This window comes from Pseudomonas sp. BF-R-26, assembly GCF_019947395.1.
Lineage (GTDB): Bacteria > Pseudomonadota > Gammaproteobacteria > Pseudomonadales > Pseudomonadaceae > Aquipseudomonas > Aquipseudomonas farris.
Genome location: NZ_JAGYGK010000010.1, coordinates 206,656 through 222,249, shown reverse-complemented (window position 1 = coordinate 222,249; position 15,594 = coordinate 206,656). Strand labels below are relative to the sequence as shown.

The 15,594-nt window shown below is 59.8% G+C and carries 12 protein-coding genes and 1 pseudogene; 9 read left to right on the top strand and 4 right to left on the bottom strand.

The window, feature by feature from the left end; genetic code table 11:
* Positions 1–6: 6 nt before the first annotated feature.
* Positions 7–957, bottom strand: a complete 951-nt coding sequence (locus KGB18_RS17190; protein ID WP_223570277.1) for a glucokinase — start codon at positions 955–957, stop codon at positions 7–9.
* Positions 954–2,780, bottom strand: coding sequence for a phosphogluconate dehydratase (gene edd / locus KGB18_RS17185; RefSeq protein WP_008072944.1), 1,827 nt, complete (start codon positions 2,778–2,780; stop codon positions 954–956). The genes KGB18_RS17190 and edd overlap by 4 nt, the downstream gene beginning before the upstream one ends.
* A 219-nt stretch (positions 2,781–2,999) precedes the next feature.
* On the opposite strand from edd, the gene gap reads away from it, so the two are divergent.
* The 8 genes from gap to KGB18_RS17145 all read left to right on the top strand — a co-directional run bounded on the left by gap (position 3,000) and on the right by KGB18_RS17145 (position 11,728).
* On the top strand, positions 3,000–4,001 hold the full coding sequence (gene gap, locus KGB18_RS17180) for a type I glyceraldehyde-3-phosphate dehydrogenase (RefSeq protein WP_223570276.1): 1,002 nt from the start codon (positions 3,000–3,002) through the stop codon (positions 3,999–4,001).
* 155 nt (positions 4,002–4,156) lie between these two features.
* Positions 4,157–4,621: a methylglyoxal synthase gene (locus KGB18_RS17175; RefSeq protein WP_007903352.1), complete on the top strand. Its 465-nt coding sequence runs from the start codon at positions 4,157–4,159 to the stop codon at positions 4,619–4,621.
* A 77-nt stretch (positions 4,622–4,698) separates the two neighbouring features.
* A complete protein-coding gene (locus KGB18_RS17170) occupies positions 4,699–5,217 on the top strand; it encodes an RNA polymerase sigma factor (protein WP_123719268.1) in 519 nt (172 codons plus the stop codon).
* Between the two features lie 95 nt (positions 5,218–5,312).
* Positions 5,313–6,278, top strand: a complete 966-nt coding sequence (locus KGB18_RS17165; protein WP_223570275.1) for a FecR family protein — start codon at positions 5,313–5,315, stop codon at positions 6,276–6,278.
* Between the two features lie 122 nt (positions 6,279–6,400).
* Positions 6,401–8,965, top strand: a complete 2,565-nt coding sequence (locus KGB18_RS17160) for a TonB-dependent receptor (RefSeq protein WP_223570274.1) — start codon at positions 6,401–6,403, stop codon at positions 8,963–8,965.
* Between the two features lie 108 nt (positions 8,966–9,073).
* Positions 9,074–9,688, top strand: coding sequence for a biliverdin-producing heme oxygenase (locus KGB18_RS17155; protein WP_223570273.1), 615 nt, complete (start codon positions 9,074–9,076; stop codon positions 9,686–9,688).
* Between the two features lie 146 nt (positions 9,689–9,834).
* A complete protein-coding gene (locus KGB18_RS17150; protein ID WP_052967954.1) occupies positions 9,835–10,230 on the top strand; it encodes a YbaN family protein in 396 nt (131 codons plus the stop codon).
* Positions 10,231–10,396: 166 nt separating this feature from the next.
* Positions 10,397–11,728 (top strand): CoA transferase, encoded by a 1,332-nt coding sequence (locus tag KGB18_RS17145; protein ID WP_223570272.1) that lies wholly within the window; start codon positions 10,397–10,399, stop codon positions 11,726–11,728.
* Positions 11,729–11,891: 163 nt separating this feature from the next.
* Here KGB18_RS17145 and KGB18_RS17140 read toward each other — a convergent pair.
* A pseudogene (locus tag KGB18_RS17140) lies at positions 11,892–12,269 on the bottom strand (AlkA N-terminal domain-containing protein); the annotation flags it as partial.
* Positions 12,266–13,693, bottom strand: coding sequence for an arginine-ornithine antiporter (gene arcD / locus KGB18_RS17135; RefSeq protein WP_123719274.1), 1,428 nt, complete (start codon positions 13,691–13,693; stop codon positions 12,266–12,268). The gene arcD (KGB18_RS17135) and the pseudogene KGB18_RS17140, both read right to left, overlap by 4 nt.
* A gap of 446 nt (positions 13,694–14,139) precedes the next feature.
* Between arcD (KGB18_RS17135) and arcD (KGB18_RS17130) the strand changes: the two genes are divergently transcribed.
* Positions 14,140–15,567: an arginine-ornithine antiporter gene (gene arcD / locus KGB18_RS17130; RefSeq protein ID WP_223570271.1), complete on the top strand. Its 1,428-nt coding sequence runs from the start codon at positions 14,140–14,142 to the stop codon at positions 15,565–15,567.
* Positions 15,568–15,594: the final 27 nt, after the last annotated feature.

The following is a 15,594-nucleotide window of genomic DNA, read 5'->3' as shown; positions in this document are numbered from 1 at the left end:
GCGGTTTCAAGCCTGATCCAGCGCCACACCCGCACCCACAAGGCCGGAATACGGCGCCGTCACCAGCCACACCGGAATGCCTTTGAAGTAATCGCTCATGCACCCCTTGTCGGCGAAGCACCGGGCGAAACCGCTTTCGATGAAGAAATCGGCAAACCGTGGAATCACCCCGCCAACGATGTAAACACCACCCCGTGCACCGGTGGTCAGCACATTGTTGCCGGCCACGCGACCGAGCCAGCAGCAGAACTGCTCGAGCACTTCCAGGGCAATCGGATCGCCCGCCAGCCCCGCCGCCGTAATCGACTCAGGCGTGTCGAGCACTGGCGTGTGCCCGTCCACCGCGCAGATCGCCCGGTAGACTCGCGGCAAACCACTGCCGCTCAACGCCGTTTCAGCGCTGACATGGCCGATCTCGTTGAAGATGTGTTGCCACAGCTGGGTTTCTCGCGGGCTGCTCAGCGGCAGATCGACGTGACCGCCCTCCCCCGGCAATGGGGCAAAACGGCCCTCGCCCAGATCGAGTAAGGTGCCCACGCCCAAGCCAGTGCCCGGGCCGATCACCACCGCTGGCCGCAACGGTTCCGGCGTGCCTTCGCAGACCACCCGAAACTCGCCCGGTTGCAAGCGAGTCATGCCCAGCGCCATCGCCGAAAAATCGTTGACCAGCAGCAGTTGATCCACCTGCAAAGTCGTGCAGAACCCCTTGCGACTGAGTCGCCAGTGATTGTTGGTGAACTTGAATTCATCACCGCTCACGGGGCCAGCCACGGAGAGGCACACCGAACCGATCGAACCCGGCGCCAGACCGAGCCCGCTCAGGTAGAGCGCAATCGCCTCCTCCGGGCTGGCGTGGTCTGCCGTCGCCAGCACCTGGACCGATTCCAGCTGCTGGTTTTTCCACAACGCGAAACGTGCGTTGGTACCACCGATGTCACCGACCAAAGCCAGTTTCAATTAAGCGTCTCCAGGGCAGAAGTAAAGGCGCTGGCGCCTTGCTCTGCGGAGCTGAAGGCCATGCGCATGAAACCAAACAGTTCGCGACCGCTGCCAATGTTGTTGCCCAACAAACCTTTGGCTGGCTCGCGCGCTGCGAATTCTTCGGCGTCCACCTTAAGCTCCAGAGTGCCTTTGACGCCATCGACGCGGATGATATCGCCCTCTTGCACTCGCGCCAAAGCGCCGCCCACATAAGCTTCGGGGCTGACGTGAATCGCCGCCGGGATTTTCCCCGAGGCGCCGGACATACGCCCGTCAGTGACCAACGCGACTTTGAAACCGCGATCCTGCAGCACGCCGAGGAACGGCGTCATCTTGTGCAGTTCCGGCATGCCGTTGGAACGCGGCCCCTGGAAGCGCATCACCGCGACAAAATCCTTCTCGAGCAAACCGGCCTTGAATGCATCGGCCAGATCCTGCTGATCCTGGAACACCATGGCCGGTGCTTCGACGACCTGGTTTTCCAAAGCGACGGCGGAAACTTTCATCACGCCACGGCCGAGGTTGCCTTCCATCACCCGCAAGCCGCCCTCTGGCGAGAACGCACGCGCGACTGGACGCAGGATGGTTTCGTCGAGGCTTTCGATCGGGCCTTCGCGCCAGACCAGTTCGCCGTTTTCGAGGAACGGTTCCATGGTGTAGCGGCTCAGGCCGTGGCCGAGCACCGTGTTGACGTTTTCGTGCAGCAGCCCGGCTTCCAGCAGTTCGCGGATCAAGAACGACATGCCGCCCGCCGCCTGGAAGTGGTTGATGTCGGCTTTGCCGTTCGGGTACACGTGGCTCAGGGTCGGCACCACCTCGGAGAGGTCGGCCATGTCCTGCCAGGTCAACTGGATGCCCGCGGCCATGGCGATGGCCGGCATGTGCAGGGTGTGGTTGGTCGAGCCGCCCGTGGCGTGCAGGGCCACGATGGAGTTGACCAGCGAACGCTCGTCGACGATTTCGCCGATCGGCATGAAGTCGCCGTTCTGCTTGGTCAGGCGGGTGACCTGGTGCGCCGCTTCGCGGGTCAGGGCATCGCGCAACGGGGTGTTCGGGTTGACGAAAGAGGCGCCCGGCAAGTGCAGGCCCATGACTTCCATCAGCAACTGGTTGGTGTTGGCGGTGCCGTAGAAAGTGCAGGTGCCAGGGCTGTGGTAGGACTTCATCTCCGATTCCAGCAGCTCTTCGCGCGTCGCCTTGCCTTCGGCGTAGCGCTGACGCACATCGGCTTTCTGCTTGTTGGAAATGCCCGAAACCATCGGCCCGCCCGGCACGAAAATCGTCGGCAGATGACCGAAACGCAACGCGCCCATCATCAGGCCCGGCACGATCTTGTCGCAGATGCCGAGCATCAACGCGCCGTCGAACATGTTGTGGGACAGCGCGACAGCGGTGGACAGCGCGATCACTTCGCGGCTCGGCAGGCTCAGTTCCATGCCCGGCTCGCCCTGGGTCACGCCATCGCACATCGCAGGTGTGCCACCGGCGAACTGGCCGACGGAGCCGATTTCGCGCAGGGCTTTTTTGATCTGTTCAGGAAAGACTTCGTACGGCTGGTGCGCCGAGAGCATGTCGTTATATGACGAAACTATTGCGATGTTGGCGGAGTTCATCATCCGCAGGCTGTGCTTGTCGTCGCTGCCACACCCGGCTACGCCATGGGCGAAGTTGGCGCATTGCAGCTTGCCGCGCATCGGGCCGTCGCTGGCGGCGCCGCGGATCAATGCAAGGTAAGCCTCACGCGTGGTGCGGCTGCGGGCGATAAGCCGTTCGGTGACCTCAAGGACGCGGGGATGCATGTGTAGAACTCCAGGCTAACGGATGTGGCGACCTGATTGTCTATGCTGATCAAGCACCGCTGTGATTGGGATGACAGACGGTTTTCTTGATCATTCGGACCAGTTGATTCAGGTCACTCGTTGTAGATAAAACAAAATATTGCCACTAAAAAGGCTTGTTTTCTATTTTTTTGCGAATAATCTTGTAATTCCAACAACAAAACGACGGCGGCGCTGTAAATGACTCTTCGAATTGCAATCAATGGTTTTGGCCGTATCGGCCGTAATGTCCTGCGCGCACTGTATACCCAAGGTTATCGTCATGATCTGCAGATCGTAGCGATCAACGATCTGGGCGACAGCTCGATGAATGCCCATCTGCTCAAGTACGACACCGTTCACGGCACATTCGATGCCGATGTCCAGCACGATCAGGAAAGCCTGACCGTCAACGGCGACCGTATTTCGGTCAGCGCCATTCGCAACCCGGCCGAATTGCCTTGGGCCGCGGAAAAGGTCGACGTCGTGTTCGAATGCACCGGTCTGTTCACCGACCGTGCCAAAGCCGCCGCACATATTACGGCCGGCGCGCGCAAAGTGATTATCTCGGCCCCGGCCAAAGGCGCCGACGCCACCGTGGTTTATGGGGTTAACCACGACATTCTGCGCCAGTCGCACCAGATTATTTCCAACGCCTCATGCACCACCAACTGCCTGGCCCCGGTGGCCCAGGTGCTGCACCGCGAGCTGGGCATCGAAAGCGGTCTGATGACCACCATCCATGCCTACACCAACGACCAGAACCTGACCGACGTCTACCACACCGACCCGTACCGCGCCCGTTCCGCCACCCAGAACATGATCCCGAGCAAGACCGGCGCCGCTGAAGCAGTGGGCCTGGTGCTGCCGGAACTGGCGGGCAAACTGACCGGCATGGCGGTGCGTGTTCCAGTGATCAACGTGTCGCTGGTGGACCTGACCGTGCAGCTCAAGCGCGAAGCGTCGGCCGATGAAGTCAACGCGATGCTCAAACAAGCCAGCCAGCACTCGAAGATCCTGGGTTACAACACCCTGCCGCTGGTTTCCAGCGACTTCAACCATAACCCGCTGTCGTCGATCTTCGACGCCAACCACACCAAGTCCAGCGGCAAGCTGCTCAAAGTGCTGGCCTGGTACGACAACGAATGGGGCTTCTCCAACCGCATGCTCGATAACTGCCTGGCTCTCTGCAACGCAGAATAAACAGCTCGACACCTGCGTCGACGCGGACCTGTAGGAGCTGCCGCAGGCTGCGATCTTTTGATCCTGGCGGTTGTGAAGCCGACAAAGATCAAGATCAAAAGATCGCAACCTTCGGCAGCTCCTACGCGGCGCATTACGCCTGGGAGAAGCAAGCGATGATCGGTATCAGCTTTACGCAAAAAACCCTGGCAGCGCGCAAGCGTATCGCCCTGGTTGCCCACGACCACTGCAAAGTATTTTTGCTGGACTGGGCCGAGCGGCAGAAAGACAAACTCGCGCAACATGAACTGGTCGCCACCGGCACAACGGGGTTGTTGTTACAACAACGCCTCGACCTGCCGGTGGAAAGCATGATCAGCGGTCCGCTGGGCGGCGACCAACAACTGGGCGCGCGAATCGCCGAGCAGCGGGTCGATATGCTGGTGTTCTTCTGGGACCCGTTCGAACCGCAACCCCACGACCCGGACATCAAGGCGCTGCTGCGGGTCGCGGCAGTTTGGAACATCCCGGTGGCCTGCAACGAATGCAGCGCCGATTACCTCCTCAGCAGCCCGTTGATGGATCAGGCTCACGAACACCGCATCCCGGATTACGCGACCTATCTGCTGGGTCGTGGGTAAAGCGTCACAAATCAGCACTTGACCATTCGAGCGGATGATAAGCATTATCATTTGCTCGAAATGGATCAGGTCCTCCCGTGAGTCAATCGCGCTTCAATCACCTCTTCATCGCCCAGCGCGTCTCGCTGCTGCGCACGCTGGAGCGGATGGTCAACAATCACAGCACCGCCGAAGACCTCTTGCAGGAAACCTACCTGCGCGTGACCCGAGCGCTCAGCGAGCGGGCCATCGATCACCTTGAACCCTTCGTGTTCCAGACCGCCCGCAACCTGGCGCTGGACCATCTGCGTGCGCGACGCATCCAGTCCCGCACGATGCTCGACAATGTACCGCCGGACGTGGTGCAGGCGGTCGCCTCACCCGTCAGTAGCGCCGAAGATGCCGCTCATGCCGAACAGTTGCTCGAACGCTTGAACGTGAGCCTCAGTGAACTCAGCCCGCGTCAGCAGCAGATTTTCATCCTCAGTCGCCTGCACGGGCACAGCTATCTGGAGATTGCCGAGAAGCTCGGCGTGTCGTTGAGCACCGTGCAAAAGGAGCTGAAGCTGATCATGGCGATCTGCATCGGCATCGCGCAGCGGCTAAACGGCGACTGAGAGCGCAGATTTACGCGCGCAGGCTTTGCTACTCTTGCTCCACTTCGAGCTTCACTAAAAAAACAGCCGTGCACAGACACTGCCGAGGAAACACCGTGACGGACACCCATCGCTCCCCTCCGCCCTCCCCGGCGCGGGACTCCGCCAGCGCAATGGACCAGGCTATGGACTGGCTCATCGTGTTGGGCAGTCCGAGCGAAGAACAGACCCGACAATTCCATGACTGGCTCGACGCCGACCCGTTGCATGCCGAGGCGTTTGCCAAGGCGCAGGCGATCTGGGACGGCCTGCAGGTTACGCAATGCGCGCAAAACCTGGCCGCCCAGCCGCCGAAAGTGACCGTCCTGTCGCGCCTGCGCCCGCACTGGAGACCGTTGGCCACGGCGGCAGTGCTGATTCTCGGGTTGTTCAGTTTCAGCAATCTGCCGATGCGCCTTCAGGCGGATCATCTGACCGTGATCGGTGAACGCCAGCGCCTGCAACTGGAGGACGGCTCGAAAGTCCTGCTGAACACCAATTCGGCGTTTTCCAGCACCATCAACGATCAGCAGCGCGTGGCGCGCTTGTATCAGGGCGAGGCGTTTTTCGAAGTGCCGGCCAATCGCGCCGAGCCGCTGGAGATCGACGCCGGGCCGGTCAAGGCCAGTGTGCGCGATACCGCGTTTGCCGTGCGTTATCTGGACGGCGTGGCCCAGGTTCGGGTGCAGCGCGGCGATGTCGATTTGCGCGCCACGCGTAACGATGCGCGAGTGCGGCTCTCCGCCGGCGAAAGCATCCGCATCGGCCCCAACGGTTTCGACCATCCGGCCAGGCTCGATGCGGCCACCGATCTGGCCTGGGTCCAGGGTCGGCTGGTGTTCGAGAACTGCCCGCTGAGCCAGGTGCTGGCGGAACTGCGCCGCTACTATCCGGGCTGGATCATCAACACCAACGAGCAGTTGGCCGACGTCGCCGTCACCGGTAATTACCGGCTTGACCAGCCACTGGATGTGGTCCGTTCCCTCGCGCACATCACTTCCGCCAGACTTCAGGAATTCCCCTCGTTGGTGATCCTGAACTAAATGAGAATTATTTTTACTCGATAGCTGAAGCTCGTTCGTCTCGTTATAGCCAATGCAATTGATTCGCATCTCGCGATGCCCATCAGCACCTATAAAGATTCGTGCGACACGGAGCGCTATCGATGTCCTCTCGCCTTACCCGCCAATCCTCTTCACCTTCACGCGTATTGTCCCTGTTGACCGCCGCCATCCTGATGGCCGGCAGTGCATCGCTCATGGCCGCCACTGCCGCCGAACAACCGAGCCGCAACATGGGCGATTATTCATTCGCGATTGCGCAGCAGCCGCTGGTGTCGGCGCTCAATGCGTTTACCGCCGTCACCGGTTGGCAAGTCGGCTTGCCGGCCGAACTGGCTGAAGGCGTGGCCTCGCCGGGTGTGCGGGGTTCGCTGCCGCCGGAAAAAGCCCTGGATCGCCTGTTGGTGGGGACCAACTTGAGCTATCGCAAACTGGGCAATAACAACATCGTGCTGGAAAAACGCAGCACCAGCGGCGCCCTCAATCTGCAACAGGTGACCATCAGCGCCACCCGTCAGGAACAAGACTTGGCCAGCGTGCCGAGCACTGTCACTGTCCATACCCGCGAAGAACTGGACCGCAACAACGTCAATAGCATCAAGGATCTGGTGCGTTACGAGCCCGGTGTTTCGGTGGGGGGTGCCGGTCAGCGCAGCGGCCTCACCGGCTACAACATCCGCGGCATCGACGGTGACCGCGTGTTGACTCAGGTCGATGGGGTGCAGGTGCCCGACGGTTTCTTCAACGGCCCGTATGCCCAGACCAACCGCAACTATGTCGACCCGGAAATCGTCAAGCGCGTGGAAATCCTCCGCGGACCGGCTTCGGTGCTGTATGGCAGCAGCGCTATCGGCGGCGCGGTCAGCTACTACACCCTCGACCCGGACGACATCATCAAGCCCGGCAAAGACGTCGGCGCACGCCTGAAGACTGGCTACAGCTCGGCCGATGACAGCTGGCTGACCTCCGGCACCGTGGCCGGCCGCACCGGCGAGTTCGACGGCCTGCTGCACCTGAGCCAGCGCAATGGTCATGAAACAGAATCCTATGGCGAAACCGGCGGCACCGGCCTGAACCGCTCGGAGGCCAACCCCGAGGACGTACGCACCACCAACGTGCTGGCAAAACTGGGCTGGAACTACGCCGACGACTCGCGCTTCGGGCTGACTTACGAGCACTACAAGGATGACCGCGACACCAACCAACTGAGCGCGGTGGGCGGCCCATTCAACGCGGGACGCGGTTTCGGTTTCTATAAATCGCGTACCGGCAACGACACCATCACCCGTGAACGCTTCGGTCTGGAGCACAGCTTCGGTCTGGACAGCGCCTTGGCCGATCACATCAAGTGGACGCTGAACTACCAGATCGCCAAGACCGACCAGAGCACCGAAGAAATCTACGCGCCGTCGCGCACGGTGCTGCGTACCCGAGAAACCACCTACAAGGATCGCCAATGGGTGTTCGATGCCCAGGCCGACAAGTCGTTCGCCATCGCCAACACCGACCACCGCGTTACCTATGGCACCACCCTCAAACAGAACAAAGTCACCGGCCTGCGTACCGGTAGCGGCACTTGCCTGACCGTGGCCGGCAGCTGCCGCAGTATCGGTGCCGCCAGCGCCGCCGACACCCTGACCCCGGCCAGCGATTTCCCGGATCCGACCATCAACTCCTATAGCCTGTTCGCCCAGGATGAGATCAGCTGGAACAACTGGACCTTCCTGCCCGGCGCACGCTATGACTACACCCAGCTCAAGCCGCACATCACCGACGAGTTCCTGGTCACCGCCGACCAGAGCGGCAACGGCGTGGTCAGCGACGACACCAAGACCTGGCATCGGCTGTCACCCAAATTCGGTACCACCTACAGCTTCAACGACAACTACACCTGGTACGGCCAGTACGCCGAAGGCTTCCGTACGCCGACCGCCAAAGCCTTGTATGGCCGCTTCGAAAACCTGTCCGGCGGCTATCAGGTCGAGCCCAATCCCGACCTGAAACCGGAAAAGAGCAAGAGCTATGAAACCGGCCTGCGCGGCCAGTTCGACGCGGGCACCTTCGATGTGGCGGTGTTCTACAACAAGTACCGCGACTTCATCGACGAAAACGCCATCACCCCCGGTTACACCGAAACCACATTCCAGAGCAACAACATCAAGCACGCCACCATCAAGGGCCTGGAGCTCAAGGGTCGCCTGAACCTGGACAGCTTCGGTGCGCCGAACGGTCTCTACACCCAAGGCTCGGTGTCCTACCTGCACGGTCGCAACGATGACAGCGGCGAGCCGCTTAACAGCATCAACCCGCTGACTGGCGTGTTCGGTCTGGGTTATGACCAGGACACCTACGGTGGCCTGTTGAGCTGGACCCTGGTCAAACGCAAAACCCGGGTCGACAGCACCAGCTTCAACACTCCGGACGGCACCAGCACTCAGTTCAAGACCCCGGGCTATGGCGTGCTTGACCTCGCGGGTTTCTACAAGGTGACCGACGATCTGACCCTCAACGCAGGCCTGTACAACCTGACCGACAAGAAATACTGGCAGTGGGATGACGTGCGCGGTTACGACAGCGTCGGCGAAGCCTCGGTGACGCAACCGGCCAACCTCGATCGCCTGACCCAACCGGGTCGCAACTTCGCGGTCAATCTGGTCTGGGATATCTGACCCAGTGTCCTCCCTGCGCTCTTTCACAGGAGCGCGGGGATTTTTTTACTGTCTGGCGCCGCCCCGTTCGTCTCGTTACCAAGCGCCTCTTTTTCTCAAGGACTTCTCATGACTTCCCAGGACACTGCTCAACGCCATGCTCTGCGTTCGCAACGTTTGAATCAGATCACTCACGAACCTCACAGCAAACTCGACGCGTTGGTCAAAGCCCACGCACCGTTCGAAACCCAGGCCAACTTCGCGCGTTTCGTGGTTGCGCAGTACTTGTTCCAGTCGGAACTGGTGTCGCTGTACAACGATGCGCAACTGGCTGCCATCATTGCGGACTTACCGGCCCGCTGCCGTGCTGAAGCGGCCAAGGCTGACCTGGCGGATCTGGACACTGAAGTTCCGGCCCCGGTTGCGGGTGCAGTCAACAATCCAGCCAAAGCCAAAGCCGAGGCCTTGGGCTGGTTGTTTGTTTCGGAAGGCTCGAAGCTCGGTGCGGCTTTCCTGATCAAGCGTGCCGTGGGTCTTGGTTTAAGCGAAACCTTTGGCGCTCGTCACCTCGCCGAACCGGCCGGTGGCCGCGCTGAAGGCTGGAAAAGCTTCGTCAAGACGCTTGATTCACTGGCGTTCAGCGCGCAGGAAGAAGCCGAGCTGGATAAAGGCGCAATCGATGCGTTCAACCGCTTTACTGTGCTGCTGGAACAGGCCTACGCCACCACCCCCGAACTTGCCTGAAAATACGGTCCTGTGGGAGCGGGCTTGCTCGGGAAAGCGGTGTAACAGTCGACTTCTCTGTTGAATGTCAGACCCCATTCGCGAGCAAGCCCCGCTCCTACAGGGTATGTGCATTACCGCAAGCCTCACGATCTACCTTGAGCCCCATGTCTCACCCAACCACCTCAAAACTCACCCGAATCCTCTTCGCCCTGCTGGCTTACATCAGCCTGGGCATCGGTCTGATCGCCATCGTCATCCCCGGCCTGCCGACCACCGAGTTCATCCTGCTGGCTGCCTGGGCCGCGACCAAAAGTTCGCCGCGCCTGAGTGCCTGGCTGGAAAACCATCGGCTGTTCGGGCCGATCCTGTGCAACTGGCGCAACGGCAAAATCATCGCCCGTCGCGCCAAGGTCAGCGCCACCGTCAGCATGCTGCTGTGCGCAGGGTTGATGCTGGTGATGCTTGATCATGGCTGGCCGATTTACCTGGCCATCGCGGGCATGGGTCTAGGGAATATATGGATCTGGTCACGGCCGGAATCACTCGCGACACCCTCCTGACACAAATCTCCTGTGGGAGCGAGCCTGCTCGCGATGACGGAATGACATTCACCATGATGTCGACTGTAAAACCGCTATCGCGAGCAGGCTCGCTCCCACAGGGGGATTTCATCCGGCTTGGAAGATTTTTGATCTATGCTCGGGCTCTCGTTCCGGAGGGCCTTCGATGACTGGTTTACTCACGTCCATTCAAGCCGCACTCGGCTTGCCGCACACCCCAATCCCGTTCACCTCGAGCGGCGCCCTGCCCTCGGCGTTTGCCGTCACCGACCTGGCCTGCGCCAGCATTGCCGCTGCCGGCCAGGCTGTCAGTGAATTGCTGCAACAACACACCGGCCGTTTGCCTGCCCTTGAAGTCGACCGGCGCCTGGCATCATTCTGGTTCGCAACGTCGATCCGCCCCGAGGGCTGGAGCGTCCCGCCGTTATGGGACCCGGTTGCCGGTGACTATGCGACCAAGGACGGCTGGGTTCGCTTGCACACTAACGCGCCTCATCATCGTGCCGCCGCTGAAAGCGTGCTCGGCGCCTGTGCCGACCGCGCCGCGATGGCGAGCAAAGTCGCTCAATGGGCGAAAAGTGATTTGGAACAGGCCGTAGTTGATGCCGGTGGTTGCGCGGCCGAAATGCGCACTTGGAAGCAATGGCAGACCCACCCCCAAGGTCAGGCTGTGAATGCCGAACCGCTAATTCAGTTCACCGCCGACGACAGCAAAAACCCAAAACCGTGGCAGGGTTCAGTGGCTCAACCGCTGGCCGGGGTCAAGGTGCTGGACCTCACGCGCGTGCTCGCGGGCCCCATCGCCAGTCGTTTTCTCGCTGGCCTCGGCGCCGATGTTTTGCGCATCGACCCACCGACCTGGAACGAACCGGGCGTGGTACCGGAGGTCACTTTGGGCAAACGCTGCGCACGCCTGGACCTGCACGACAAGACTGATCGCGCGGTGTTCGAAAGTCTGCTCAAGGACGCCGATATCTTGCTTCATGGCTACCGCGCCGATGCATTGGAAAGGTTGGGTTACGGCGTCGCAGTGCGTCAAAAACTGGCGCCGGGCCTGATTGATGTGTGCCTCAACGCCTACGGTTGGAGCGGCCCCTGGCAGAACCGTCGAGGGTTCGACAGTTTGGTACAGATGAGCAGCGGGATTGCCGAAGCAGGGATGCAGTGGAAGAAAGCAAACAAGCCGACACCGCTGCCGGTACAGGCGCTTGATCACGCCACCGGGTATTTGATGGCGGCTGCGGCGATCAAGTTATTGGGACGTGGCGGGTCGGCCAGGTTGTCTCTGGCGCGGACCGCCAAGTTGCTGATTGAACATGGCGCGGGGACCGATGAGGCGTTGCGCGCGGAGGATCAAAGCGATCAAGGGATGTTGGTTGAACAGACACCTTGGGGGCCGGCCCATCGGCTGCAGGTGCCACTGAAAATCACCGGGACACCGTTGCAGTGGGCACTGCCGGCCGGGGAATTGGGTTCCCATCGCGCGCAGTGGTGGTGACTGTTCGGGGCCCTTCGCGAGCAAGCCCGCTCCCACATGTGATCGCATTCCTCCAAGGAAACTCGGTCACTGTGGGAGCGGGCTTGCCCGCGAAGATGCCCGGGAAATCACTACACATCTCAGCTCAATCCGGTCGGCTCAGCGATGTCCAAAGCACCTGCGCCGCACGAATGGCCAACTCCAGCCCATCCCAAGCCCCGGGCACTCGCAGCCCCGGACGTGCGGCAATCAAGCGCGCCATCAACGGATCAACCGTCAGTTGTCGATGAATGGCTGGCAAATTCGCATCCAGATCAAACATCCGCCGTAGCCGCGCGACAATCTCCGGTACTGCCGCTGAATCGGGAAAATCCAGCGTCACTTCCAGCGCATCGCCCGCCCCTGGCCTGACCGAAATCACACCGTGAACACCGTTCAATGCGATGCTGCGTGAGTACACCCCATCGACCACCGTTTCCATCCCCAACACAGCCCGCGCCGACAAGAAGCCGAGCATCGCCGACCAGTCATATGGCGGTTGATACGCCAGCAGCAACCTCACAACGACAACAATCCGCTATACAACCCATAGGCCGCCAACCCCGCTCCGGCAACCACACAGCTGAAAATCCCCTTCTCGATATGGGTAAACAAAGACTCGCCCTGTTCCCGCTTGGCCTGGGCAAAAAGAATCACCCCCGGCGCATACAACAACGCCGAGAGCAGCAGGTATTTCACCCCGCCGGCGTACAACAACCAAACCGCGTAACACAGGGCAATGCCGCCGATCAGCAAGTCTTTCGTGCGCTCGGCCGACGCATGCTCATAGGTTTCCCCTCGCCCGCTCAACAACACCGCATACGCCGCCGACCACAGATACGGCACCAGAATCATCGACGAGGCGAGGTAAATCAGGCTGGTGTAGGTACCGGCGGAAAACAGCGTGATCAGCAGAAAAATCTGGATCATCACATTGGTCAGCCACAGCGCGTTGACTGGCACATGGTTGGCGTTTTCCTTTTGCAGAAATGCCGGCATGGTTTTGTCCCTGGCCGTGGCGAAAAGGATTTCGGCGCACAGCAGCGCCCACGACAATAAGGCCCCCAGCAGCGAAACCGCCAGGCCGACGCTGATCAGCACCGCGCCCCAATGACCGACCACGTGTTCCAGCACCGCCGCCAGCGACGGGTTCTGCAACGTGGCCAATTCCGGTTGGCTCATGATCCCGAGGGATAACACGTTCACCAGCACCAGCAGGGCCAACACACCGATAAAACCGATGACCGTCGCCCGGCCCACGTCCGAACGTTTCTCCGCCCTCGCCGAATACACACTGGCGCCTTCGATGCCGATGAAGACGAACACGGTGACCAGCATCATGTTGCGCACCTGGTCCATCACCCCGCCGAAATTCGGGTTGCTGCGACCCCAGATGTCGCGGGTGAAGATGTCCGCCTTGAAGGCCACGGCGGCGATGACGATGAACATGATCAGCGGCACGATCTTGGCCACGGTAGTCAGTTGATTGATGAACGCCGCTTCCTTGATTCCGCGCAGCACCAGAAAATGTACCGCCCACAGCAGCACCGACGCGCAGCCGATGGCGATCGGCGTGTTGCCTTGGCCAAACACCGGAAAAAAATAACCGAGCGTACTGAACAGCAATACGAAATAACCGACGTTGCCCAGCCAGGCGCTGATCCAGTATCCCCAAGCGGAGGAAAAACCCATGTAATCGCCAAAACCTGCCTTGGCGTAGGCATATACCCCGGAGTCCAGTTCCGGCTTGCGATTGGCCAGGGTCTGAAAGACGAAGGCCAGGGTCAGCATGCCCACGGCAGTGATCGCCCAACCAATCAATATCGCCCCGGCATCGGCACGCGCCGCCATGTTTTGCGGTAAGGAAAATATCCCGCCGCCAATCATCGATCCCACCACCAAAGCGATCAGCGCACTCAGGCGAAGCTTTTGCGTCGGTTGCGACATTCGTGCATCTCCATTTTCCTGCCGCGCTATGGCTTCGAGACCGTCACATAGTCGGTTTTTAACTAAATAGATAAAGCGTAATAACGTTTATCAATTAATGCCAATCTTGTCTTTATTTATAACTGATCACGCTATTGCAGCAGTCCGGAAATAGCGGTTTTGTCGATAGATCCTAATAAATCAATATCACTGCAAAACCCAATGACCAATACTTGCCAAAACAAAAAAACAAACTAGCGTCTAAACCTCAACTGATACGCTTTATTTCTTTCACTTTTATCCGAGACCTCTGCACAGGGCTTTCCGGGCATTAGCCTTATGCCTGCCAAAGACCCATAAGTCTTTACTTAACAATGGAATGTGACCATGCATTGATCTAAGTCAGATGATTGAACAGCGAACAAAACTAACCTGTTTTCTCTCTTCTCCTGCACTGGAGTCATGCAATGTCTGAATCCCCCGGAAAACTGAAACTCGGCGCCCTGGTTGCATTGGTTGTCGGCTCAATGATTGGTGGCGGGATCTTCTCTTTGCCCCAGAACATGGCCGCCAGTGCAGACGTCGGTGCCGTTCTTATCGGTTGGGCAATTACCGCAGTGGGCATGTTGACCCTGGCCTTCGTTTTCCAGACCCTCGCTAATCGAAAACCTGATCTGGACGGCGGTGTTTACGCCTACGCCAAGGCCGGTTTCGGCGACTACATGGGCTTCTCGTCCGCCTGGGGTTACTGGATCAGTGCCTGGCTGGGTAACGTTGGTTACTTCGTTCTGTTGTTCAGCACCCTCGGTTACTTCTTTCCGATCTTCGGCGAAGGCAACACGGTTGCTGCCGTGATCGGCGCGTCTGTGCTGCTCTGGGGCGTACATTTCCTCGTGCTGCGGGGCATCAAGGAAGCGGCGTTCATCAACCTTGTGACCACCGTCGCCAAGGTCGTACCGTTGCTGCTGTTCGTGCTGATCGCGGTGTTCGCGTTCAAACTGGACATCTTCACCGCCGACATCTGGGGCCTGAAAAACCCTGACCTGGGCAGCGTGATGAACCAGGTGCGCAAGATGATGCTGGTCACCGTCTGGGTGTTCATCGGCATCGAAGGCGCAAGCATCTTCTCGGCCCGTGCGGAAAAACGCAGCGACGTCGGTAAAGCCACCGTCATCGGTTTCATCACCGTGCTGCTGTTCCTGGTGCTGGTGAACGTGCTGTCGCTGGGCATCATGACCCAACCGGAATTGGCCAAACTGCAGAACCCGTCCATGGCCGCGGTGCTGGAACATGTGGTCGGTCATTGGGGCGCGGTGCTGATCAGCGTCGGCCTGATCATCTCGTTGCTCGGTGCGCTGCTGTCGTGGGTGTTGCTGTGTGCAGAGATCATGTTCGCTGCCGCCAAGGACCACACCATGCCGGCCTTCCTGAGCAAGGAAAACGCCAACCATGTACCGGCCAACGCCTTGTGGCTGACCAACGCCATGGTCCAGTTGTTCCTGATCGTCACGCTGTTCTCGGCCAGCACTTATTTGTCGCTGATCTACCTCGCCACCTCAATGATTCTGGTGCCGTACCTGTGGTCGGCGGCTTACGCGCTGCTGCTGGCGGTACGCGGCGAAAGTTATGAAAACGCTATAGCCGAGCGCAGGAAAGACCTGTTCATCGGCGCCGTCGCGTTGATCTATGCGGTCTGGTTGATCTATGCCGGCGGCGTCAAATACCTGCTGCTCTCCGCCCTGCTCTATGCGCCCGGCGTGATCCTGTTTGCCAAGGCCAAACTTGAAGTCAACAAACCGGTTTTCACCAACGTCGAGAAGCTGATTTTCGCCGCCGTAGTCGTGGGCGCCCTGGTGGCAGCTTACGGGCTGTATGACGGCTTCCTGACTCTGTAACACCCGACTCTCATTTGTCATCTGGAG

What these genes read in the sequence shown, in the direction of transcription:
- edd (WP_008072944.1), bottom strand. Translation starts at nt 2,780, where the DNA reads ATGCATCCCCGCGTCCTTGAGGTCACCGAACGGCTTATCGCCCGCAGC.
- gap (WP_223570276.1), top strand. Translation starts at nt 3,000, where the DNA reads ATGACTCTTCGAATTGCAATCAATGGTTTTGGCCGTATCGGCCGTAAT.
- KGB18_RS17175 (WP_007903352.1), top strand. Translation starts at nt 4,157, where the DNA reads ATGATCGGTATCAGCTTTACGCAAAAAACCCTGGCAGCGCGCAAGCGT.
- KGB18_RS17160 (WP_223570274.1), top strand. Translation starts at nt 6,401, where the DNA reads ATGTCCTCTCGCCTTACCCGCCAATCCTCTTCACCTTCACGCGTATTG.
- KGB18_RS17155 (WP_223570273.1), top strand. Translation starts at nt 9,074, where the DNA reads ATGACTTCCCAGGACACTGCTCAACGCCATGCTCTGCGTTCGCAACGT.
- KGB18_RS17150 (WP_052967954.1), top strand. Translation starts at nt 9,835, where the DNA reads ATGTCTCACCCAACCACCTCAAAACTCACCCGAATCCTCTTCGCCCTG.
- KGB18_RS17145 (WP_223570272.1), top strand. Translation starts at nt 10,397, where the DNA reads ATGACTGGTTTACTCACGTCCATTCAAGCCGCACTCGGCTTGCCGCAC.
- arcD (WP_123719274.1), bottom strand. Translation starts at nt 13,693, where the DNA reads ATGTCGCAACCGACGCAAAAGCTTCGCCTGAGTGCGCTGATCGCTTTG.
- arcD (WP_223570271.1), top strand. Translation starts at nt 14,140, where the DNA reads ATGTCTGAATCCCCCGGAAAACTGAAACTCGGCGCCCTGGTTGCATTG.